Source organism: Streptomyces sp. NPDC055749 (assembly GCF_053617235.1).
Window position 1 is genome coordinate 75750 of sequence record NZ_JBSHFH010000001.1, and the last position, 21670, is coordinate 97419.

Annotated in this window: 21 protein-coding genes; 6 read left to right on the plus strand and 15 right to left on the minus strand. The window is 70.4% G+C overall.

What is annotated here, in order from left to right; translation table 11 throughout:
* Positions 1–118: 118 nt before the first annotated feature.
* On the minus strand, positions 119–1693 hold the full coding sequence (locus tag ACWGO0_RS00360) for a right-handed parallel beta-helix repeat-containing protein (protein ID WP_453525648.1): 1575 nt from the start codon (positions 1691–1693) through the stop codon (positions 119–121).
* A gap of 298 nt (positions 1694–1991) precedes the next feature.
* Between ACWGO0_RS00360 and ACWGO0_RS00365 the strand changes: the two genes are divergently transcribed.
* On the plus strand, positions 1992–2204 hold the full coding sequence (locus tag ACWGO0_RS00365; protein WP_453525651.1) for a DUF4287 domain-containing protein: 213 nt from the start codon (positions 1992–1994) through the stop codon (positions 2202–2204).
* A 17-nt stretch (positions 2205–2221) separates the two neighbouring features.
* Here the strand turns inward: ACWGO0_RS00365 and ACWGO0_RS00370 are convergent, their stop codons facing one another.
* Positions 2222–3178 (minus strand): GlxA family transcriptional regulator, encoded by a 957-nt coding sequence (locus tag ACWGO0_RS00370; protein ID WP_453525653.1) that lies wholly within the window; start codon positions 3176–3178, stop codon positions 2222–2224.
* A gap of 82 nt (positions 3179–3260) precedes the next feature.
* Here ACWGO0_RS00370 and ACWGO0_RS00375 point away from each other — a divergent pair, with 82 nt between their 5' ends.
* Positions 3261–3854, plus strand: a complete 594-nt coding sequence (locus tag ACWGO0_RS00375) for an MBL fold metallo-hydrolase (RefSeq protein WP_453525656.1) — start codon at positions 3261–3263, stop codon at positions 3852–3854.
* 193 nt (positions 3855–4047) lie between these two features.
* Positions 4048–4935, plus strand: coding sequence for a DUF4394 domain-containing protein (locus ACWGO0_RS00380; RefSeq protein ID WP_453525659.1), 888 nt, complete (start codon positions 4048–4050; stop codon positions 4933–4935).
* Positions 4936–5054: 119 nt separating this feature from the next.
* Here the strand turns inward: ACWGO0_RS00380 and ACWGO0_RS00385 are convergent, their stop codons facing one another.
* The 5 genes from ACWGO0_RS00385 to ACWGO0_RS00405 form a co-directional block, all read right to left on the minus strand.
* The gene (locus ACWGO0_RS00385) at positions 5055–7001 is read right to left on the minus strand and encodes an ABC transporter permease (protein WP_453525662.1); all 1947 of its coding nucleotides are present in this window, start codon (positions 6999–7001) and stop codon (positions 5055–5057) included.
* A gap of 120 nt (positions 7002–7121) precedes the next feature.
* On the minus strand, positions 7122–7949 hold the full coding sequence (modA, locus tag ACWGO0_RS00390) for a molybdate ABC transporter substrate-binding protein (protein ID WP_453525665.1): 828 nt from the start codon (positions 7947–7949) through the stop codon (positions 7122–7124).
* A 138-nt stretch (positions 7950–8087) separates the two neighbouring features.
* Positions 8088–8483: a TOBE domain-containing protein gene (locus tag ACWGO0_RS00395; RefSeq protein ID WP_453525668.1), complete on the minus strand. Its 396-nt coding sequence runs from the start codon at positions 8481–8483 to the stop codon at positions 8088–8090.
* A 250-nt stretch (positions 8484–8733) separates the two neighbouring features.
* Positions 8734–10026: an LAETG motif-containing sortase-dependent surface protein gene (locus ACWGO0_RS00400; protein WP_453525671.1), complete on the minus strand. Its 1293-nt coding sequence runs from the start codon at positions 10024–10026 to the stop codon at positions 8734–8736.
* A 232-nt stretch (positions 10027–10258) separates the two neighbouring features.
* Entirely contained in the window at positions 10259–11080 is an 822-nt protein-coding gene (locus ACWGO0_RS00405) for a helix-turn-helix domain-containing protein (protein WP_453525674.1), read from the minus strand.
* Positions 11081–11221: 141 nt separating this feature from the next.
* Here ACWGO0_RS00405 and ACWGO0_RS00410 point away from each other — a divergent pair, with 141 nt between their 5' ends.
* The gene (locus ACWGO0_RS00410) at positions 11222–11641 is read left to right on the plus strand and encodes an SRPBCC family protein (RefSeq protein ID WP_453525677.1); all 420 of its coding nucleotides are present in this window, start codon (positions 11222–11224) and stop codon (positions 11639–11641) included.
* Between the two features lie 29 nt (positions 11642–11670).
* On the opposite strand, the gene ACWGO0_RS00415 is transcribed toward ACWGO0_RS00410, so the two are convergent.
* From ACWGO0_RS00415 to ACWGO0_RS00435, 5 genes are all read right to left on the minus strand, one after another.
* Positions 11671–12453 (minus strand): hypothetical protein, encoded by a 783-nt coding sequence (locus ACWGO0_RS00415; protein ID WP_453525680.1) that lies wholly within the window; start codon positions 12451–12453, stop codon positions 11671–11673.
* Between the two features lie 325 nt (positions 12454–12778).
* Positions 12779–13240 carry a hypothetical protein gene (locus ACWGO0_RS00420; RefSeq protein ID WP_453525683.1) on the minus strand — a complete coding sequence of 154 codons (462 nt, stop codon included), beginning with the start codon at positions 13238–13240 and terminating at the stop codon, positions 12779–12781.
* A 103-nt stretch (positions 13241–13343) separates the two neighbouring features.
* Positions 13344–13847: a nucleoside 2-deoxyribosyltransferase gene (locus ACWGO0_RS00425; protein ID WP_453525686.1), complete on the minus strand. Its 504-nt coding sequence runs from the start codon at positions 13845–13847 to the stop codon at positions 13344–13346.
* Positions 13844–14590, minus strand: coding sequence for a class I SAM-dependent methyltransferase (locus tag ACWGO0_RS00430; protein WP_453525689.1), 747 nt, complete (start codon positions 14588–14590; stop codon positions 13844–13846). Before ACWGO0_RS00430 ends, ACWGO0_RS00425 begins: the two co-directional genes overlap by 4 nt.
* A 14-nt stretch (positions 14591–14604) precedes the next feature.
* Positions 14605–15621: a thymidylate synthase gene (locus tag ACWGO0_RS00435; RefSeq protein WP_453525692.1), complete on the minus strand. Its 1017-nt coding sequence runs from the start codon at positions 15619–15621 to the stop codon at positions 14605–14607.
* Positions 15622–15969: 348 nt separating this feature from the next.
* On the opposite strand from ACWGO0_RS00435, the gene ACWGO0_RS00440 reads away from it, so the two are divergent.
* Complete coding sequence (locus tag ACWGO0_RS00440; RefSeq protein WP_453525695.1) at positions 15970–17001, plus strand: alcohol dehydrogenase catalytic domain-containing protein; 1032 nt, start codon at positions 15970–15972, stop codon at positions 16999–17001.
* Between the two features lie 10 nt (positions 17002–17011).
* Here the strand turns inward: ACWGO0_RS00440 and dacB are convergent, their stop codons facing one another.
* Entirely contained in the window at positions 17012–18592 is a 1581-nt protein-coding gene (dacB, locus tag ACWGO0_RS00445) for a D-alanyl-D-alanine carboxypeptidase/D-alanyl-D-alanine endopeptidase (RefSeq protein ID WP_453525698.1), read from the minus strand.
* Positions 18593–18948: 356 nt separating this feature from the next.
* Between dacB and ACWGO0_RS00450 the strand changes: the two genes are divergently transcribed.
* Positions 18949–19710: a polysaccharide deacetylase family protein gene (locus ACWGO0_RS00450; protein WP_453526373.1), complete on the plus strand. Its 762-nt coding sequence runs from the start codon at positions 18949–18951 to the stop codon at positions 19708–19710.
* 79 nt (positions 19711–19789) lie between these two features.
* On the opposite strand, the gene ACWGO0_RS00455 is transcribed toward ACWGO0_RS00450, so the two are convergent.
* Both ACWGO0_RS00455 and ACWGO0_RS00460 read right to left on the minus strand, forming a co-directional pair.
* Complete coding sequence (locus ACWGO0_RS00455) at positions 19790–20590, minus strand: alpha/beta fold hydrolase (RefSeq protein ID WP_453525701.1); 801 nt, start codon at positions 20588–20590, stop codon at positions 19790–19792.
* Positions 20587–21654 (minus strand): sigma-70 family RNA polymerase sigma factor, encoded by a 1068-nt coding sequence (locus tag ACWGO0_RS00460; RefSeq protein WP_453525704.1) that lies wholly within the window; start codon positions 21652–21654, stop codon positions 20587–20589. Before ACWGO0_RS00460 ends, ACWGO0_RS00455 begins: the two co-directional genes overlap by 4 nt.
* Between the last annotated feature and the right edge of the window lie 16 nt (positions 21655–21670).

Sequence of the window (21670 nt, forward strand, 5' to 3'; positions counted from 1 at the left end):
GGCACGCTGGAGCGGCTTCGTCCCGAGCCCGTGGACATCCTTCCGAAGGACGGCGTGCAGATCACCGGATTCCGGCTGTCCCTCGTCATCGGCCCGGCCCTCATGAGCAGCAGGTCGGTTACGGCGTCACCCGGCTGCCGCCGAAGGTCACGGCGAGGCGGCCGTCCGCCGTGTAGGACCAGCCCAGCGCACCCGCGTACGAGGAGCAGCGGGACCCGTTCGTACCGGACCAGAACTGGTTCGTGCCGTCGGCGTCGCCCACGGTCTTGTCGTTGGTGCCGCTGCCACTGCGGCACGAGACGTTGTTGCGGAACACCGAAGTGCCGCCGTCGAAGGAGAAGTTGCGCTCGGCGTTGTCGATGCTGACGTTGTCCGACACCGCCATCGTGCCGAGATTCCTGTTGTACGTGAATCCGTGCTTGCCGTTGTCGTACGCGATGCTGCGCCGGACGACGTGGTCGACCCCGATGTCCTCGCCGCCGAGCTTGTACCCGTTGCGGTCACCGCTGGAGTTCTGGGAGCCGTCGCTCAGGGTGCCGTTCTCGTACGCGAGGGAGTCCTCGATGGTCACCGCTCCGATGGGGCCGGTGTCGGTCTTGGTGTAGAGGTCCCAGCCGTCGTCGATGTTGTTGTGTGCCACGGCGTACCGGAAGACGTTGCCGGAGCCGACGGTGAGCTTCGCGGCGAATCCGTCGGCGTCCTCGCCGTCGGAGTCGGCGTTGTCGTGCGACTCGGCGCTGAGGACGAGGTTGCCGGACGGCCACTGGTCGCGCGGAGTGGTGGAGGCGATCCGCGAGAGCTGCAGTCCGGTGTCGCGGTTGAAGCGTGTCACCGTGCGCTCGATGGTGTTGTTGCTGCCACCGACGAAGATCCCGTTGTCACCCGCGTGTTCGACGACGAGGCCGTCGATGTGCCAGTACGAGCCGTTCACTGCGAGCCCGCGGTTCGCGGGGTCCTCGCTCTGGGCGGAGAAGTCCAGTACGGGAGTCTCACCCGGGTAGGCGGACAGCCCGGTCGGGGCGGCGGCGGTGCCGCTGTTGCCCGGCGCGATGGTGACGGTCTGTGAGAGCGGGTACTTTCCGCCGCGCATGTAGATCGTCCCACCGGAAGCGACGCGGGAGATCGCGGAGGCGAGCGTCGTCGGCGCCGCCTCCGTTCCGGCCGCGCTCTCGCTGCCGTTCGGTGCCACGTACAGCGCGGAGCCGGCCGGCGGGGGCGTGGTGCCGCCCGCGTCGGCATCGAGGTAGTCGACATTGGGCAGCCCGTTGGCGGTGGTCGGGCTGAGCCGGACCGTGTTGCTGCCCGCCCGCACCGGCACGGTGAGCGTCTTGCTCACCCACGTACCCCAGGCGCCGGTGCCCTCGAACGACGCGGAGGCCACCGCCGACCCGTTCACCGTGACGGTCGCGGGCCGCGCGGCGGTGGTCCCGTTGGCGAACCGGACCTGAAGCGTGGCGGTGCCCGCGGCGGCGGCGTTCACGGTGAACTCCGCGTAGGCACCGACCGCGTTGTCGGCGTTGCAGAAGCCGCTGTCGGAGTACCCGGCCCAGTCGGCGTCGATGGCACCGCTACAGACGGCGGGCGAGCGCTCGGCCTCGTACCGGACGGACGCGGCCTGCGCCGCGTTGCCGGACAACGCGACGAGCGTGCCGGCCAGCAGGCCGACGCATGCGATGACGGGTCTCAGTTGCATGGTGCGTCTCCAGGGGGTGGGGGGGTGTTCCGATGCATGAACGGGGCAGTGCGGCGGAACCTTGCAATCAGCGACAACAAGCGCTTTCTATGGGACGGTAGAGGCCCTGTCGTGACCGCGTCAACGGTTGCGTACGTGATTTCAGTTCACTTACATGAACAAGTGGTGGTGCGGCAACACGGGATTCGGCAGAGGCGCGCTCGCAGGTCATGCCTGCCGATCCGATGAGTTCACCTCTCGTCGGCAGTCATACAAGCGAGTACGGCACGTCCATTCCGCTCGACAGACGGGACATCCCATGACCGACACCGTTAAGGGCCCTGCCGCGTACTTCCCTTCGATCGAGAAGAAGTACGGCCGCCCCATCTCCGAGTGGAAGGACCTCATCCGCTCCTCCCCGCTCACCAAGCACATGGAGCTGGTCGGCTGGCTCAAGTCCGAGCACGGCCTGGGCCACGGCCACGCCAACGCCTTGGTCGCCCACACCCTCGCCGAGGGCAGCGGCCGGTAACCAGGACACCCCGCCCGTTACGGCGTGCGCGTGAAGGACCGGCGGTAGGAGCGGGGCGGTACTCCCCGGCGCCGTACGAACTGTGAGCGCAGGACGGCCGCGCTTCCGAAGCCGACCAGGTGGGCGATCTCCTCGACAGGGAGGTCCGTGGTCTCCAGGAGTTCCTCGGCCCGGCTCAGCCGCAGGCCGAGCAGCCAGGCGTGCGGGGTGGTGCCCGTCGATGCGGCGAAGCGGCGGGCGAAGGAGCGTCGGCTCATCAGGGACCGGCGGGCCAGCTCCGCCACGGGAAGCGACTCGTGGAGGTGCTCGCGGGCCCAGGCGAGTACGTCGGCGAGCCGGTCGTCGTGGCAGTCCTCGGGGGCCGGGGTGGCCAGGTACTGGGCTTGTCCGCCGTCGCGGTGGGACGGCAGGACCAGGTCCCGGGCGATGGCGTTGGCCGTGGCGGCGCCGTACTCCCGCCGCAGGAGGTGCAGGCACAGGTCGAAGCCGGCGGCGGCTCCCGCGCCTGTGACGATCCGGCCTTCGTCGATGTACAGCGCGTCGGGTTCGACGGTGACGTCCGGGTGGCGGTCGGCGAGGAGGCGGGCGAACCGCCAGTGGGTGGTGGCGCGCCGCCCGTCGAGCAGGCCGGCCGAGGCGAGGGCGAAGGCGCCGACGCAGTGTCCGGCGACGAGCGCGCCGCGCTCGTGCGCGGCGGTCAGCGCATCGAGGACGGCGGGTCCCGGTGGCGTACGGAAGTCCGCCCAGGGCAAGGCGATCACCAGGTCGGCGGCGGCCAGCCGGTCCAGACCGTGCTCGACCACGATCGGCAGGCCGACATCACTGCGGATCCGCCCCGGCCGGTCGGTGCACAGAGCGAAGTCGAAGCCGGGCAGATCCTGCCCACGTGCGTCGAACACCTCGGAGACGATCCCGGCCCCGAGCATCCCGACCCCTGGCGGGGCGTAGGCGGCGACGGTCACGAAGGGCGGCATGCCGGCAGTGTGGCACGATTCCTGCGATCAGTGGCAGCACGGCCACTCGTGAACGAGGGCCCCGCGCCGAAGACTTGGGGCCATGACAGACGCACCGCTCGGCCGCAGCGCCACGTACAGGATCCTGACCACCGGTTACACCCTCTCCACCGGCCCCGGGGTGGCCGCCACCGTCTCGTACATCAGCGACGGGGACCACCACGTGATCGTCGACCCGGGCATGGTCGCCGGCCGCGAGCGGATCCTCGGCCCGCTCGCGGATTCGGGGATCGGCCCCGACGACATCACCGACGTGGTGCTCAGCCACCACCATCCGGACAACACCATGAACGTCGGCCTCTTCGGCCGGGCCCGCGTCCACGACCACAAGGCGATCTACCGGAACGACCAGTGGACCGACCGCGACGCCGAGGGCTACGAACTGACTCCCTCGCTCAGGCTGATCCGCACCCCCGGACACAGCCGGGAGGACATCACCCTGCTGGCAGGCACGGACTCGGGTGTCGTGGCCTTCGTGGGAGACCTGTGGTGGCGCCCCAACGGCCCGGTGGACGACCCGGTGTCCCCGGACCACGAGATGCTGCTGACGTCCCGGCTCCGCGTACTCGCCGCTGCGGACCTGATCGTGCCCGGCCACGGCCCCGCGTTCCCGGCCGACGACACGGCGCCGCGCTAGGGACTGTCCGGCGGTGTCCTGTTCGGGACCGGCGTAGCGGACTGCTCCGTGTGTGGGTGTGGCGGTACGACTTATGTGGGCCGTACCGGGTGTTCTGCCTTCGGTGGCCCATCCCTTGGCCGGGTGGTGTCGAAGCATCTGCGGACTCGTCCCATCCAGGGGGCGGGCCGTTGACCGATCGGAGTTCCCCCTCGTGCGTACTCGTGTCGCAGCCATCGCTGTCGCGGTGGTCGCTGCCTCCCTGATCACTCCCACTCTCGCGGCTGCCGACGTCGGTGAATCCGACTCGTTCGCGCCGCGCGCCCATGCCACCGGCGGCTCCGACGGCGGCGGCCTGATCAGTGTCGGGCTGACCTCGACCCAGCGTCTCGTCGGCTTCTACGTCGCGAACCCCGGCGACACCTGGTCGCTCGGAAAGGTCGCCGGCCTGAAGGGCGACAAGAAGCTCGTCGGGATCGACTTCCGCGTCCAGAACGGCAAGCTGTACGGCGTCGGCGACAAGGGCGGCATCTACACCCTGAACAGGCACGCCAAGGCCGCCAAGGTCTCCAAGCTGACCGTCGGCCTCGTCGGCGAGCACTTCGGCGTCGACTTCAACCCCGCCGCCAACCGCCTGCGCGTCATCAGCGACACCGGACAGAACCTGCGCCACAACATCGACGACCCGGCCGCCCTGCTGGAAACCACCGTCGACGGCACGCTCACCAACCCGACCATGCCGCCGTCGACCGCCTTCGGCGTCACCGGCGCCGCGTACACCAACAACGACCTCAACGCGGCGACGGCCACCACCCTGTTCGACATCGACACGCTGAACAACCGCGTCTCGCTCCAGTCCCCGGCCAATGCCGGCACCCTCGCGCCGACGGGCAACCTCGGTCTGGACGTGGGCCCGTCCGCCGGGTTCGACATCTACTACCGGAACTCCGACGGCTCCAACCGCGGCTTCGCGGCCCTGTCCACCGGCGACAAGCAGCGGTTCTACCGGGTGAACGTCCTCGACGGCGAGACCGACCTCCTGGGCTCGTTCCCGGCGCGGCACCAGGTCGTCGACGTCGCACTCCCGCTGAACCAGAACTGAGGAAGGCACAGCGATCATGCCGACGGCGGGCGGGCGGGTTGCGCCCGCCCGCCGTCGTGCCACACGTGCCACACGTGCCACATGTCCGCCGGCCGCGGGCACTGCTCTTCGTGAGGGACTCAGAGCGCCACGATGCCGGCTTCCGTCGCCTTGACGCTGGTCCACACGGACGTTCCGTCGGCGAGGCCGAGTTCGGCCGCTGCCTGGGGGGTGATCTCGGCGATGAGGTCAGGTGCCTGGTCCGAGGTGATCAGGAGGCGCAGCCGACTGCCGCTGGCGGTGATCTCGCGGACGGTGCCGGGCCAGACGTTACGGGGGCTTCCGCTGGGCCTCTCGCGGTGTACGGAGACGGCTTCGGGCGCGATGATCGCGAGGGCGTCGGTGCCGGCCGGCAGCGGTTCCGCGACCACCAGCACTCCTCCGCCGGGGAGTTGGAGACCGTCGGCGGTGGCGGTGCCCGGCCAGGCGTTGCGGCCGAGCATGCGTGCGACCCAGGGCGAGCGGGGGTGGCGGGTGACTTCGACGGGCGGGGCGTCCTGGATGGCGCGGCCCTCGTCCAGCACGAGGACCCGGTCGGCGAGCGAGACGGCTTCGACGGGGTCGTGCGTGACGATCAGACAGACGCCACCGAAGCTGTCGAGGTGGGTGCGCAGGGTGTGGCGTACGTGGGCGCGCGTGGTCTGGTCGAGGGCGGCGAGGGGTTCGTCGAGCAGCAGCAGGCGGGGCCGGGCGGCGAGCGCACGGGCCAGCGCGACACGTTGGGCCTGGCCGCCCGAGACCTGGGCGGGTCTGCGGTGGGCGAGGTGTCCGACGCCGAGGCGGTCGAGCCACTCCTGGGCGCTGCGGCGGGCCTCCGCGCGGGGCACGCCGTGGGCGCGCAGCCCGTAGGCGGTGTTGGCGAGGGCGCTCAGATGCGGGAAGAGGGCGCCGTCCTGCGGGACCCACGCGACGCCTCGGCGGTGCGGCGGGAGGTCGGTGACGTCGGTGTCGCCGAGGCACAGGGTGGCGTGGGCCCGGGGCGTGAGGCCGAGCAGGGCGCGCAGCAGGGTGGTCTTCCCGGCGCCGTTGGGGCCCACGACGGCGATGGTGGTGCCGGGTTCCGCGTCCAGGGCGAGCTGGTTGAAGCCGGTGACCTCGGTGTGCAGGGACCAGCGTTCCCGCGCGACCGCAAGCTCGGTGTCGCTGGGCCGGGCGGCGGGGAACGCGGCCGTTGCCGGGTCCGCGACATCCGCCGACGGCGGAGGCGGGCGCGAATGGGCCGCGGGCGTTCCGGTCCAGCGTCCGCGCAGGGCGATGAGTACGACCATGGCGATGGCGAGCAGCAGGAGCGAGACGGATGTCGCGGCTTCCGGCTCGTCCTGGAGCAGCAGGTACACCTGGAGCGGGAGCGTCTGGGTGGTGCCGGGGAGGTTGCCGGCGAAGGTGATGGTCGCGCCGAACTCACCCAGTGCGCGCGCCCAGGTGAGCGCGGCTCCGGCGACGAGGCCCGGGGCGACCATCGGCATGGTGACGGTGAAGAACACCCGTACCGGCGAGGCACCCAGGGAAGCGGCGGTCTCCTCGTAGCGCGGGCGCAGCCCGCCCAGCGCCCCTTCGAGGCTGATGACGAGGAATGGCATCGCGACGAAGGTCGCGGCGACGACGGCCCCGGAGGTGTGGAAGGGCAGGGTGATGCCGAAGGTGTCCTCCAGCCAGGGACCCAGGAGTCCGCGGCGGCCGAAGCCGAGGAGCAGCGCCACGCCCCCGACGGTGGGCGGCAGCACCATCGGCAGCAGGACGAGCGAGCGTACGAGCGCTTTGCCGGGGAACTCGACCCGGGCGAGCAGCCAGGCCAGCGGCACCCCGAGCAGCAGGGACAGGCCGAGCGCCCAGAAGGACACCTGGAGCGAGAGCCCGAGGGCCTCGGTCACCCCGGGGCTGGTCAGATGGTCGCCCAGGTCGCCCCATGACGTACGGACGAGGATCCCGATCAGCGGCATCAGCAGGAACGCGATGGCGAGCACCGCGGGGATCGCCAGAGCGGCGGGGGTGCGGGGGCCCGGCGCGCGGGTGCGGAGGCTTCTCATCGGAGGTTCCTGGGATTTCGGAGGTTCCTGGGGTGGTGGGCGAGGAGCGGCGGAGCCGTACAGGGGGCTGCCCGATCCCCCCGGACCGGGCAGCCCCCTGTACGTGAGTGACGTGACACGTTACGGCTTCTGGAAGCCCGCGTCCTGGAGGATCTTCTGTGCCTCGGGCGTGCTCAGCCAGGCGACGAACGCAGCCGCGGCCTCGCCGTTCTCGGACGTCTTCAGGGTCGCGGCCGGGTACTCGGCGATCGCGTTCTGGGCGTCCGGGATCTCGACCGCGTCGACCTTGTCCGTGGCGGTGGCGGCGTCCGTCTTGTAGACGAGGCCGGCGTCGGCCTCACCCAGCTCGACCTTGCTCATGACGGCACGGACGTTGGGCTCCTGGGAGACCGGCTTCACGACGATCTTCTGGGCGTCCAGGACCTGCTGGCTGTAGCGGCCGACCGGAACCTCGGGCGCGGCGAGGACGACCTTGAGTTCGGGGTCGGCGAGGTCCTTCAGCTCGTCGATCTTCTCCGGGTTGCCCTCGACGGTGGCGATGACGAGGCGGTTCTTGGCGATGACGGACGGGGTACCTGTGTCCGCCTTCAGACCGTCCATGGTCTTGGTGTCCGCGGTCACCAGCGCGTCGGCGGGGGCGCCCTGCTTGACCTGCGCGGCCAGTTCCTGCGAGCCGGCGAAGGAGAACTTCAGCTTCGTTCCCGGGTGGGACTTCTCGTACGCGGCGCCGGCGGTCTTGAAGACGTCGGTGAGGGAGGCGGCGGCCAGCACGGTCAGATCGGCGTCGGGAGTGCCCGCCGTCGAATCCGTGGCCTTGGCACCGCTGTCCTTCTTGGTGTCGTCGTCGCTGCCACAGGCGGCAAGTGGCACGAGCAGGCCGACGGTCAGCACGGCGGCAGCGGCGCGCCGTCCGGTGAGCGTGGTACGAGTCATGAGGGTGCGAGACATGAGGGTGGGACTCCTTGGGGACGCGGTCGGCAGGTGCCGTCCGAGCGGATGATGATCAGCCGCGCCGAATGGGGGGCCTCCGCTGCTCGATTCCGTTCGGGAGCCTGGGAAGGGCGACGCCGCCTGCTTGCGCGAGGGTCAGGTGCGGTCGATGTGCACGCTGGTCGACTTCACGCGGGCGGTGGCCTGCATGCCGACCTCCAGCCCCAGCTCTTCCACGGCTTCCCGGGTCAGGAGTGAGACGAGCCGGTGCGGACCGGCCTGGATATCCACCTGGGCCGCGACGTCCCCGAGCTTGATCGCGGTGACGATGCCGGGGAAGGCGTTGCGGGCCGAGGTGTACGAGGAGTCCTCCTCGCCGATACCGCCCTGGGCGACCTCGATGGAGAACGCGGCCAGATCACGGCCGTCGATGAGGCGGCGGCCGGCTTCGTCGCGGTGGGTCGCGACTCGGCCTGCATCCGCCCAGCGGCGCGCGGTGTCGGGGCTTACTCCGAGCAGACGTGCCGCCTGTCCGATTGTGTAGGACTGCATATGCGACACCGTAGGCCGTTTGGCCTCTCATCTGCAATTAGTTCGTTGAATCCGTCTAGCAGATGCGGCCCCGGTTCAGAGGAAGATCCAAGGCGTGAGGGGCTGCCGCCCCCGGCCTGTCACAGCAGCGGGACCGACACAGCCGCGGGACCGGCACAGCAACGGGCCCGACACCGTTCGGTGTCGGGCCCGCTGGTAGGTCGGTGCGTGGGCCGGGGTGTCTGGTCGGCACCCCGGCTCAGCTCATGCGTCAGGCGTGGGAGCCGGCCTTGCGGCGGCGTACGACGAACACCGCGCCCGCGCCGATCACCAGGGCCGCGCCGCTCGCGAGGGCGAGCTGCGAGGTCGCGGACGACGAGCCGGTGGCGGCGAGGCTGCCGGCCACGGGACTGGCCGACGCGCCGCTCTGCGGCTTGACGTCCGAGGTGTTCGGCTTGGTCTTACCGGGCTTGGCGTCGTCGACCTTGCCGGGCTTGCTGCCCGCGGCGGCGATCATGAACTCGTAGCCCTCGAGGTCCGGGCTTCCGCCACAGGTGCCGTTGTCGTTGAAGTAGTCACCGGCGACGAAGGTGACGCCGTTGCCCGCAGGGGCCGAGGCGTCGATCGTGAGGCGCATCTTGACGTCGGCGTGGGCGCCGGCCTTCAGCGGGCTGATGGCGTCCATGTAGTGCTCGTTGTCGACGGTCTTCCACGTCGAGGAGGAGCCGGACGACCACTGCAGGTGCACCACGTCGTCGAGGTCGTTGAGGCCGCTCTTGTCGGTCGCGTGGACGTAGGCGAACGGAAGCACCTCGTCCATCGTCTTATCGGTGCCGTTGGTGACCCGGAGCTTGAAGTTGACCTTCGTGCCGGCGACGACCGTGGACGGCAGACCGGTGACGACCGTGGTGAGCTTGGCCTCGGGGACGCACTCCTCACCCTCCTCGCCGCCCTCACCCTCCTCGGCTTCCTCCTCCTTCGCCTTGGCCAGCGCCTCGTCGGCGGCGGTCTTGGCGGCGAGCGCGGCCTTGGTGGCCTCCTGAGCCTGGTGCAGGGTCCGGAATGCGGCGACCCGCTCGTCGTCACGCGCGTCCACGGCCTCCGTGAGCGCGGCGTCGGCGTCGGCCTTGGCCTCACCGGCGGTCACGGCTGCGGTCTGCGCCTCGGTGAGAGCCGTCGTGGCGGCGGCCCTCTGCTCCTCGGTGGCAGTCTCCGTGAGGGCGTCCAGCGCCGCCTGAGCGTCGACGACCGCCTGGTCGGCGTTGGTCTTCGTGGTGGCGGCTTCGGTTGCCGAGGTCTGGGCGGCCTTGACCGCCACCTCCAGGGGAGCGGTGTCGGACAGGACCGCTTCCAAAGCCGCGTAGGCGGCAGTCTCGGCCGCCAAGGCTCCGTCGTACACCTCCTGCGCCGCCGCGGCGGCTATCTCCAGCTCCGCGATGGACGGCTTCTCCTGCGTCTGCGCTGCCGGCTTGTCGTCGGCGAACGCGGGGGTGACCGACAGCAGGAGGGCAGGCGTGGTCACTGCGGCGGCAACAGCTGTGGCGAGAATCCGGCGAATCTTCACAAGAGCCCTTCGGGGTCCGAAAAAGAGAAGAAGGGTCGCAGCGGAATGGGTCACGCAGGTGCGACTCGAAGGTGATCGTATGGCCGGGGCAACGGTCGGCCGTCACGTTTTCTTCACCTGTTCCGGGCGGCACCACGACACCGGGAGAGACAGAAAAGACGAAAGGGTGCAGTTGCGTTCACTGCCTGTGTTTTCGCTGTGACGAATGCCACAGGACCCTGGTTGTGTCGTGCTACGCCTCTCCGGCGCCGAGGAGCCGCCGCAGCACCGTCGGTGTGTGGCCGAGGTACTCGCGCATGGTCCGGCAGAGGTGGGCCTGGTCGGAGAAACCCAGGTCGGCGGCGAGGGCGGCGAGGCTGTCCTCGCCCGCGTCCAGACGGTCGAGAGCCCGGCCGACGCGGACCCGGTTGCGGTAGCGGGTCAGGGAGACTCCCAGCTCGCGGGTGAAGGAGCGGCTCAGGCGGTACGGCGAGACGCCGAGGAGCTCCGCGAGCGGCAGCAGCCCCTCGGAGGCGGGGTGGGCCTCGCCGATCGCGTGCCGGGCCGCGACGACGAGCGCCGCCTCGTCCGGGCCGGGACCGACGCCGGGAGGCAGGGCGCCGTCGACGGCGTGGCCGACTGCGGCGGAGAGCAGTCCGAGCAGTTCCTCGGTCACCGCATGGTCCACGTCGCCGGTGCGGGCGGACACGAGGACGCGGCGGTGGGCCAGGTCGAGGCGGGCGTCCACGTACACACTCTGCCGAGCCGGGCGGGCGTCCTCACCTGCCACGACGCGCCACAGCGCGGGCGTCAGGCTGATCGAGGTGCACTCGTCGCCCCCGCCGGCCGGGTGTGCGAAACGCTCCTCCTCGCCCGGGACGCCGAGATAGGCCATCGTCGGGTCGACCTCGGCCGGTCTGCCCGCCGCCCGCCTGCGGAACCGGCCGCGGCGCACGAGCACCACTCGGTAGTCCTCGCGCACCTCCGCCTGTGACCAGCGGGTGTGGTCGTCCCGGCAGCTCACCGCGGTGATGCGGAAGTCCGGCCGGGTGGCGAGGACGGTGGAGGTCAGCACTCCTGAACGCTACGCCGGGGGTCTGACACCGGCCCGCCGCAAGGATCTTCAAGACCGGGACGGGGTGTGGCAAGCAAGCTGAGCGACATCGCACTTCATCCCGTAGTCGCTTCATCCCCTGGTCACCGACAGGAGAAGGTCATGGCTCACATCCACAAGGAGTTTCTGATCGACAACTCCCCGGAGAACGTCTGGGAGGCCCTGCGCGAGGTCGGAGACGTGCACCGGCGCCTGGTGCCGGGCTTCGTCACGGACACCCGCATGGAGGCGGACACCAGGATCGTGACCTTCGCGAACGGTGTCGTCGTGCACGAGCTGATCGTCGACATCGACGAGGCGGCCCGCCGGGTGGCGTACGCGGTGGTCGGCGGCTCGATGAAGCCGAAGCACCACCACGCCTCGATGCAGGTCCTCGCCGACACCGAGGGGCGCAGCCGGTTCGTCTGGACGATCGACGTGACGCCCGACGAACTCGCGGGCCCCATCGCCGAGATGGCCGAACAGGGCGCGCGCATCATGCGGGAGACACTGAAGGCCGCCTCGGTCCCGACGGGCGGGTAAGGACCTCGCGCGGCCGCGTACACATTGGACTAGGCGGTCGGCGAGAGTTCCGGCCGGATGGCGTCCGCGATGCTCTGGAGCCCCGCGACGCCGGGGCTGGGGAACGGCCCGGTGTTCGGGAACGGCTTGGTGGGCAGGCCCTTCCACGCGATGTCGAGGTCGAAGACGTGCTGTCCCGCCCTGAAGTCGGTTCCGAGCTCCGTGTTCAGGTGGGTGGCCCACTGGGCGTCCATCGACATGACGACGCGCTTGGGGCCGATTCCGTCGTTGTGCGGGACGAACTCGCCGGTCGTGAACGCCTGCGGGACGCTGAAGTTCAGCATCGTCAGCTCACCCGTGGGCAGGGGCTTCCCGTCGACCTTGGGGGTGGCCAGGAACTTACTGTTCCCGAAAGCGGCGAACTGGACCCAGAAGATGTCGATCTCGGACGTCTTCCCCGTGGCTTCCTTGGTGTAGCGGAACCCGCCGGGGTAGCAGACACGTCCGCTGGGGAACTCGATGTTGTCGTACTTCTCGCCGATGGGAAGGGTGACGGAGGTTCCGTTGTCGGTCATCTCGTGGGGAGCGATGGCGTCCATCGTGACCCCCGCCCTGCGCAGGGTGTCGAAGAATCCCGAGGAGAACGTGGCCTTCGAGGTGCCCTCCTTGGAGAGGTAGGTGCCGGTCTCCCCGTCCTTGACGCAGGTGGGCGCGGCAGCGGCGGCCTTGTGCGCCGCGGTGCCGGATCCGGCCACGGCGGGCTGCCCGGCCAGGAGCAGAACGGTGCAGGCTCCGGCGGTCAGGGCGAGGGAGGCGGCAGGGGTGAAACGCATGGAGGTGACTCCTACTTGAGGGGTGTGGGGAGTTCAGCTGGAGCGGGACGGCCAGGTACGGGAACGCGGCTGCTCGGCCTGAGGGTGAGCGGATCATGCAGAAACGATCAACCCCTACGACATTCCCGAACGGTTCAATAGATGCCTGAAACGTCACCGCAATGCGCTCGGCCGAAGCGGTGGCATCAGCCCGAACGGGTCGGGGTCGAGGTCTGAACGGCGAAGGCCCAGGTCGCTGACCTGGGCCTTCTTTCAAGAGCGGTTGGTTCGCCAGAACCCTTGTGGATGACCGGAGTGCCGGCGTGCATGGACCGGCCAGGGACGGTCAGAGCCGGAACAGCACTCCGCGCCAGGTCCAGCCGGCGTCGAGGACCGCCTGGCGAAGGGGATCCTTCATCTCCCGGGTCTCGAACCGGAACGTCTCGACCCTGCGCTCGCGCCCGTCGGGCCCCGTCTCCTTGCCCCACACCCGGTACACCGCGTTCGCCGGCCCGCGGGAGTGCTGCCCGCGGACGTGCTCGGCCAGCGAGACTTCCCACTGCTCGTCGACAGCCCGCACCTCGCGCTTCGCCGCGTCGAGGCGCATCCGGGTGCGGAGCCTCACGCGCAGCGCGGGGAGCCGGCACTCGGCCACCAGGTCGCCCTCCTTCGAAGTGCCGTTGCGTACGGCGAAGGGGGCGCCCGGCCCGTTGAGCGCCAGCAACGCCGACCGGACTTCCAGGGGTGTGCGCGGTGCGACACCCTCGTCGGGGTGCCGGGTACCGAAGTAGTTGTCCAGGAGGCCCATCACTGTGATGCCGCCGTTGCCTTCACTGCGTTCCCCCCAAGGTGTCCGCGCGCAGGCTGCCCGCCCGCAGTCCCGCTCCTGAACGTGATCCGCTGCCAGGTTGTCAGATGCCCGCGCCGGCCTCCTCGCCGTGCCGGGCGAGCCGGTTCACGGTGTCGATGACCTCGGTGACGAGTGATCCCGTGTCTCCGATGGTGAGGTAGGTGACGTTGCCGACGGTGTGGAGACCGCGGACGAGGAAGGCGTAGTCGGCTCCCTCTTCGAGGAGGAGGACGATCGGCTTGCCCATGGCGGAGGCCCAGCCGATCTCGATGTGGGTGCCGGGGGATGCGGGGTGGCCGGGGAAGGCGACGAAGACGGTGCTGGCGGAGATCTCGTCGTAGTCGAGGCGGGTGCACTCGTCGGGGGTGAGGAACTTCGCGCCCCAGGATTCGCGGCGGTGGGCGTTGTAGACGTGGTAGTTCTCGGCCTCCAGGCGCTCGATGAGGGTCTCGAAGCGCGTACGGGCCTCGGTGTTCATGGCGCCGTCCGCGTCGACGAGGGCCTTGAAGGGACCGGCGAGGAACACGCTGCGGGTCTGCTGGACGGCTGCGGTGGTGGTGGTCACTGCTTGACTCCCGTGACGATGAGGAACGGCGGGTGGGCGGCCTCGGCCGGGGTGGTACCGGGCAGGGCCGAGAGGTCGGTGAGGAGCGGTTCGGCGACGGTCAGGTCGGTGAACCCCGCCTCGGTCAGGACGTCGAGGTAGGTCTGGCGGGGCCAGTGGTGGTCGATGAGCTCCAGCGGCTCGCCGCCGTCGGGCCGGTCGAGGAGCACTTGGCGGCGTTCCCCGGGTGTGTAGGTGCGGCCGGGTTCGCCGCTGCGGAAGGTGGAGAAGCGGATGCCCGTGGTGTCCGGGTTGGTGTCGAGGACGGCGTAGCGGGCGCCGGGGCGCAGGACGCGGTGGACCTCGGCGGCGATCTCGTGGAGGAGCGGGAGTTCGCCGACGTTGATGAAGACGTAGGCGGACATGGCCGCGTCGATCGAGTCGTCGGCGAGGAAGGTGAGCTTGCCGCTGTCGATCTGCCGGTAGTCGACGCGCGGGTGCGGGCGCCGGGTGCGGGCGATTTCCAGCATGCGCGGGGAGATGTCGGCCGCCACGACCTGCGCGTCGGATGAGACCTCGGCGATGCGGGTGGCGACCTTGCCGGGGCCGCAGCCGTAGTCGAGGACCGTGCGCACGGCGGGGGCGCCGATACCGAGGGCGCGGAACACGGCCGGGTAGCCGATGAGGCGCTCGGGGAGGTCGTCGTAGGCGTCGAAGCCGTCGGCGATGGAGGTGTTCTTCTGCCAATGGGTGCTGGTCGTCATGGGCGGAACGCCTTTCAGCCTGCGACGGGGACAGGGACAGGGACGGGGACGGCGACGGGCGCAGTGCTCGGCCAGCGTTCTTCGACGAGGCGGCGGTAGAGCGGTGGAAGGAGGGCCAGCTGCTCCTCGCCGACGTGTTCCTTGTGCCGGATGCGGCGGTGGATTTCGAAGAGGACGAGGACATGCGTCCAGTAGTCGGGCAGACCGTGCGTGCCGGGATCCGCGGCGAGCGTGTGGCGGCCGAGCCGCAGTTGTTCCTCCACGGCCAGGACCTCGCGTACGTATGGCCAGTTGTCGCCTTCCGGCATGGCGGGGAAATCCCAGGCCGGCGGCTCGTCGGCGGCCGGATCGGCGAGCACCTCCAGGGCCCGGGTGTGGTCGGGGTCGTAGAGGTGGAGGGAGCCGACCTGGTGTACGTACGAGCCGAGAGGGACGCCGAGTTGGCGGGCGAGCATCTCCTGGAGGAACGTGAAGGAGAAGACGTCGCTGGTCATACCGCGGTAGACGTCGTTGGCGCGCATGAATCCTACGGCGTGCAGGGCGCCTTCGCGCAGGAGGAACTGCAGGCCGAGCGTGCAGGAGACGTCCGGGTTGCCGGGGACCTGGAGTTCCTTGCCCCGGAAGATCTGGATGACGGCCCGCTTGGTGTCCGGGTCCGCACGGAGGGTCTCCACCACGGCCGGCCACTGGTCGGGCCTGCCCTCGGATGCCCCGAACAGCGCGCGGCCGTAGGCGGTGCCCGTCAGCCGGTGTCCGTCGGCGGAGTACTTGCGGATGCTGGGGGCGTAGTACGCGATGAAGTCGAGGTCGTCCCGGCCCGCCAGGTACCAGAGGGCCTCGGCGAAGTTGAAGACGATGTTGAGGCGGCGGGCGGGTACGAGCGGCACCCGCTGGTCCGCCCGCGCGAGCCGGAAGCGCACGCCGAGCTGCTCGCGGCTGGCGTAGCCGCGGGGGGCGTTGCGGTAGGCGGGCTCGTCGATCAGCCCCCGCAGCATGCGCGGGTAAGCATGGTGGAAGGTTTCGAAGTCCACGGGGTTCGCTCTCTGAAGGTGATCCACTTCAGTCGGAACGTACTGGGCGCCGGACCGATCACATTTCACCCAATAATGTGCGCTTCATGCCGAATGTCGGAGGAAGTCCCAGGTCAGGGGCGGATCTGCCTGCCGTGTCGGCGCCCAGGGCCGCGCGGATCCCCTCTCCGGTGGGCGGGGGATGTCCGTCTATCGGGTGAAACCCTGAGCGGGTGGTCGACATCGCCCCAGGTCAGCGGCAGGAGAAACGTCAATCCAGCTCGCGCGGCGCAACCCGGGGACCGTTGCCGTGCGAGGATCCCGGACCTGAGGCCGTCGCACGACGGCGGCTGGATATCGGAGGCTGCGATGGCCAGCAGTGTCATGTCGGCGGCGGTGCTGAACGCACTGGGCAAGCCCTTGGAGATCGAGCTCCGTACCCGCCCCGTTCCAGGACCGGGACAGGTGCTCGTCCGGGTCCGCGCAGCCGGGCTCTGCCACACCGATCTCCACCTGGCCGACGGCTCCGTCGTCACCCCGTCCCTCCCCATCGTGCTCGGGCACGAGATTGCCGGGGAGGTTGCCGAGGTCGGTGAAGGCGCCGGCTTCACGCCCGGAGACCGGGTCCTCGCGTACTACTACGAAGGCTGCGGGCGCTGCCCCCGGTGTACGGAGGGATCGGAGAACCTCTGCCCGAACCCGGCGGCGAAGGTCGGCTTCGACTCCGACGGCGGATTGTGCGAGTACTACCTGGCCGGCGCCCGCTCCCTCGTACCGATCGCGGACACGGTCTCCTTCGCCGAAGCCGCCGTCCTCGGCTGCTCGGGAACGACCGCGGTACGCGTCGTCCGGTCCGTCGCCCGTACCGCCCCGGAGGAGACCGTCGTGGTCATCGGTGCGGGCGGGGTCGGCCTCGCCGTCGTCCAGGTGGCCGTCGCCGACGGCGCCCGCGTCATCGCCGTCGACCCGCACGCGCCGAGCAGGGAACAGGCGCGGCGCTACGGGGCCGGCACCGTCATCGACCCGGGCGACGGCGACCCGGTCGCGGCCGTCCACGCGGCGACCGCGGGGGCAGGCTGCCACGTGGCGGTCGACACGGTCGGCAATGCCCACACCCCCGGACAGGCCGTACGAATGACAGGGACCCGCGGGCGAGTAGTCCTCGTCGGCTACACGGGCGAGCCCGCCACGCTGGACGTGCTCGACGTAGTCGTACGGGAGACGGAGATCCGCGGCTCCGTCGGCGCCACCCTCGCCGACGCCCGCACCGTCATGGAGATGGCCGCAGCCGGCCTCATCCGGGGGTGTGTGGAGGCCGAGTACCCCTTGGCAAAGGTCGGCGAGGCATTCGCCCGCCTCGCCGACGGCAAGGTCACCGGACGCCTGGTCGTCGTCCCCTGACGGCGCGCTCTCAGTCCCTTCGCCGCGCAGCCGCCTCCTGGAGGTAGGCGGAGATCATGGCGAGGTCGTCGGCGATGTCCAGTACGCCGTTGACGTCGGTCGTCGGGGTCGATGCGCCGTTGACGCCGGCGAAGAAGACGTCGAAGCGGCCGTTGCCCTTGTCCAGGTAGCCGGCGATCGTGATGGCGCCGATGGCCAGGCGGTTGTTGAGCGCGTCAAGACCGACGGCGGCGCCGGTCTTGGCGAACACCTTTCCGCGCGCGGGGCAGTCGGTGCAGTTTTCGGCCAGCAGACCGTCGACACCGAGGATGGGCAGCGCGTTCCGGAAGACCTCCGCCTCGGGGGTGCGATGCCAGTACGTCAGCATCTGCACCACGGCCTTCGGCGTGGTGCGGTCGACGGGGTTGCCGCCCCGGCCGTCCAGGAGCTGCACCTGCTTGCGGTCGACGCCCGCGTGGTCCAGGAAGTCGGCCAGCACCGGGAAGCCGTCCATGCATTCCTGGCTGCCCTTCGCGACGGCCATCAGGCAGATGGCGAGGTTGGCGCCCAGGTTGTGGCTGACCTTGAAGATGAGCTTGGCGTACTGGGTGTAGGGCGGGGAAGTGTACTGGGCCACGCGCGGCCGGCCCTCGTACCCGTCGGGCAGCCGGTCGACCGGGTTGGCTCCCGTCGGTCTTGCGGTGACCTCCACCCCGGCCCGTCCGAGCGCCTCGATCAGCGCGGTGCGTCCGAAGGCCGCGGGGTCGGCGATGTCGGAGACCTTCAGCGCCGGTTCGGAGTCCGCCGCGATGGTGCCGGACAGCTGGATCCTGGTGCCGTTCTTGGAAGTCGTCACCTCGATGTCGGTCGGCTCGCCCGCCGCCACGGTCCTGACCGTCGACGTGACGCGGTACGGGGCGACCTTCGGCCGCCAGTCCAGCCGCGCGGGCGCGCCGGGCCGGGCGCCCGGGGTGGTCAGCAGATCGATCAGATTGTCGTTGATGATCAGCGGTGCCGGGTCGGGGATGAAGACCGGCTCGGGCCGGAAGAGCCGGTCGTCGACGACCACGTTGCCGTCGACGCGGGTGATGCCGGAACGGCGTACCTGCTGGGCGATCCTGTCGATCCCCGCGAGCGGGTTCTCCGGGGTGAGCGTGGCGCCGGGGAAGTCGTTGGCGTACGTGTGGTCGAGATCGGTGTAGTCGACCGTGCCGTCGGGGCGGGTCCTTCCGCCCATGGTGAGGTCGCCCTGCGCGACCAGGTCGAGATCGCCCTCCAGGGTGCTCCCGCGGCGCTCGCCGACCGCGTAGACCGGGGTCCGGAAGCGGTGGTCGCCGCCGAGGGTCTTCCACGCGCCGGACACGCCGAACAGCTTGGCCACCGACCCGGGGACGAAGAACTGCTCGGCGAACCGGCTGTGGACCACCCGCCCGCTGTCCGGGTCGCGCTGGAGCAGGCCCCACTGGGCGTTGGGGTAGTCCGGCTTCCGCATGATCTCCGTGATCCGCGGGTCGAGCCGGCCGGAACCGCCGCCGTCGGGCGACGAGACCGCCTGGGCTGCCGCGCCCGACGTCAGCGCCAGGAGCAGCAGGGCACAGCATCCGGCGACCACGCGACGCCGAAAGGATCGAAAGGATCCGGAATTCTCTCTTCGCACCGCAACACGCACCGTTCGTCTCGGCGGTTTCCTGTCCATGGGGTCAGGTATGGACCCCGATGGGCACCGGATACGGGCGGCGCGAACGGTTGTCACCCGAACAACACGGCGCATTCGTCGAAATGCGCAGCGAATGCCCGGTGGGGACAGCCGGTCAGGCCGTTGCGTCCCTCGTCTGTCGCGGAACTCCTCTGTTTGTCGCCGGCCCCCTCTGGATTCGTCTTCGATCGGTAACAGAGGCAGCTTGTAAGGGCGTTCGCATGTCCTCATGGGTGCACGGCATCGGGGAGACGGCGAAGGGGCGGGCTGACATGGCACGGCACAAGGGGAGGGGACGTCACGGCCGGCTTCTCGCGGCGGGGCTCGGGGTGACAGCGGTGGCCGCCGCCACCTCGATGTGGACCGCGCAGGCCGACACCACCGGAGGACGGCAGCCGCAGGCGCGTGTCTCGGCGCCGGAAGTCCGGCCGGTGGCTGCGGACATCGCGCACGCATCGGACCGCGGGGCCCGGGGCGTCAACATCACGATCGACGACGGACCGGACCCGGTCTGGACGCCGCAGGTGTTGAAACTGCTGAAGGACAGGGGTGTGAAGGCCACGTTCTGCATGGTGGGCACGCAGGCCCAGGCGTACCCGGACCTGGTCAAGGCGGTCGTGGCGGACGGGCACCGACTGTGCAACCACACCGTCTCGCACGACACCACCATGGACACCAAGTCCGAGGCCTACCAGTCCCAGCAGATCCTGGATGCCGAACGCATGATCATCAAGGCGTCCGGGGGCGTCCGGTCGCAGTACTACCGGGCCCCGGGCGGTGCCTTCACCCCGTACAGCCGACAGCTCGCCGCGTCCCGGGGGATGCGTCCGCTGGGCTGGAACGTCGACACCAAGGACTTCGAGCATCCGGGTGCGGACACCATGGTCGCCACCGTCAAGCGCGAGATCACCAACGGGCCGACGGTCCTCTTCCACGACGCGGGAGGGGAACGCTCCGAGACCGTGGCCGCTCTGCGCGAGGTGCTGCCCTGGCTGAAACAGGAGGGGTACGCCTTCGGCTTCCCCGTGCGGTGAGTGAGGCTCACCCGCACCGGTACTCAGGCGAGCAGCCGCCTCAGGGTCACGTGACCTCGCCTAGGAACCCCCGGAGAGGTCACGTCACCTCTCCGAGGAACCCACGGAGTACGTGCCGAAGGACGTCCGGTCGCTCCAGATGAACGTCGTGTCCCGTCCCGGGGACGCTCAAGGCCACCGTCTCCGGCCGTAGCCGGAGCATCTCGTCGATCTCCCCGGCCGAGATGATGCCGGACTGGCCGAGGACGGCCAGGGTCGGGCAGGTCACCTCCGACCACTCGTCCCAGAAGGACCGCTGGGCATTCTCCGTCAGCGACCCGACCATCACGTCGGAGTCGAAGCGCGGCCACCAGCCACCGTCGCGTTCCGCAAGGCCGGCCGCCCATCCCTCGCCGACCGGACCGCCGCCGAAGAACTCGACGGCAGCCTCCCGCGACGGGAACGGCCTGGGCCAGGATTCGAGCCATCCGGCGATCTCTGCCTGCGTGTCACGGTCCGCTCCGCCGGGGCCCGCCTCCACCAGGACGAGCGCACGGAAGAGGCCGGGATGCGCGGCGGCGGCGAGCATGGCGGCGTGGCCGCCCAGCGACTGGCCCACCAGGACGGGCTGCTGGAGGCCGAGCTGTTCGAGTACGGCGACGGCATCCGCGACGTACGCCGCCCGGGACACGTCCCGCGGGCGCCGCTCGCTGGCACCGTGGCCGCGCTGGTCGACGGCGACGACCCGGTAACGGGGGCTCAGGTCCCGGGCGATGGCGTCCCATTCGCCCGCATGGCCGGCCAGCCCGTGCAGCAGGGCGACGGGTGGCCCCGATCCGCCCCAGTCACGGCAGGAGATGCGGACGCCCTCACGGACGACGGTGTGCTCCGACCACGTCATGCGGGGTCCTTCGGATGGTGGGCCGGGCCGGGACGGTGGCGGCCTTCGGGTGCGCCGGTGCCGGAAGTGACGTCCGGGCCGATACGCGCGGGCAGACCGAAGAGCGGGAACAGGCGCTCGGTGTCGCGGAAGGCGTTGATGCCGGTGATGCGGTCGCCGGAGACCTCGATGACCTGGAGCGCCCAGGGCTCGTAGCCCGTCCCGTCGGGGCAGGGCCGGTACTGGCCGAACGCGGGTGAACCGTTGGCCACGGCCGGGATCAGGCGTGATCCACGGCAGCCGATCGCGGGCCCGGTCAGCCACGCCTGGATGTCGGAGACTCCCCGCATCCACAGGGCGTACGGAGGCAGGGACAGGGTGGCGTCCACGTGGAGCAGCATGTTCAGCTCCTCCATGTCGAAGCCGATGAAGGCTGCGGCGTACCGCTCGGCGAGCGCCCGCTGGACCGCGTCGGACGGTGGGGTGGCCGCCTCGCCTGTCGTTTCACGGCGGGTGGCCAGCGTGGCACGGGCGCGTTGCAGTGCGCTGTTGACCGAGGCGACGGTGGAGCCGTGCAGGTCGGCGACCTCGCGGGCGGAGAACGCCAGGACGTCCCGCAGGAGCAGAGTCGCCCGTTGCTTGGGCGGCAGGTGCTGCAGCGCGGCGACGAACGCCAGGCGCACCGTCTCCGCCGCTGCCGCTGCCTCCGCGGGGTCACCGGTCGTGGACGCCGGACTGCCCGGACACGGTTCGATCCACAGGGCGGCCTCCATCGGAGCGCCCGGTGAAGTGGCCCCGCTGGTCGGGCCGGAGAGGTCCATGGGGCGAGCGCGGCGCTTGCCGGCGGCGAGTGCGTCCAGGCATGCGTTGGTGGCGATGCGGTAGACGCAAGTCCGCACTGACGACCGTTCCTCGAACCGGCCGAAGTTCCGCCACGCCCGGACCATCGTCTCCTGGACGGCATCCTCCGCCTCGAAGAGCGAACCCAGCATGCGGTAGCAGTAGCCGGTCAACTCGTCCCGGTGCTCCTCGAGCCGGACCGCCGCCGCTGAGCGCACGGCGTCGTCCACGACAAGATCCTTCATCCCGGCCTCTCTTTCA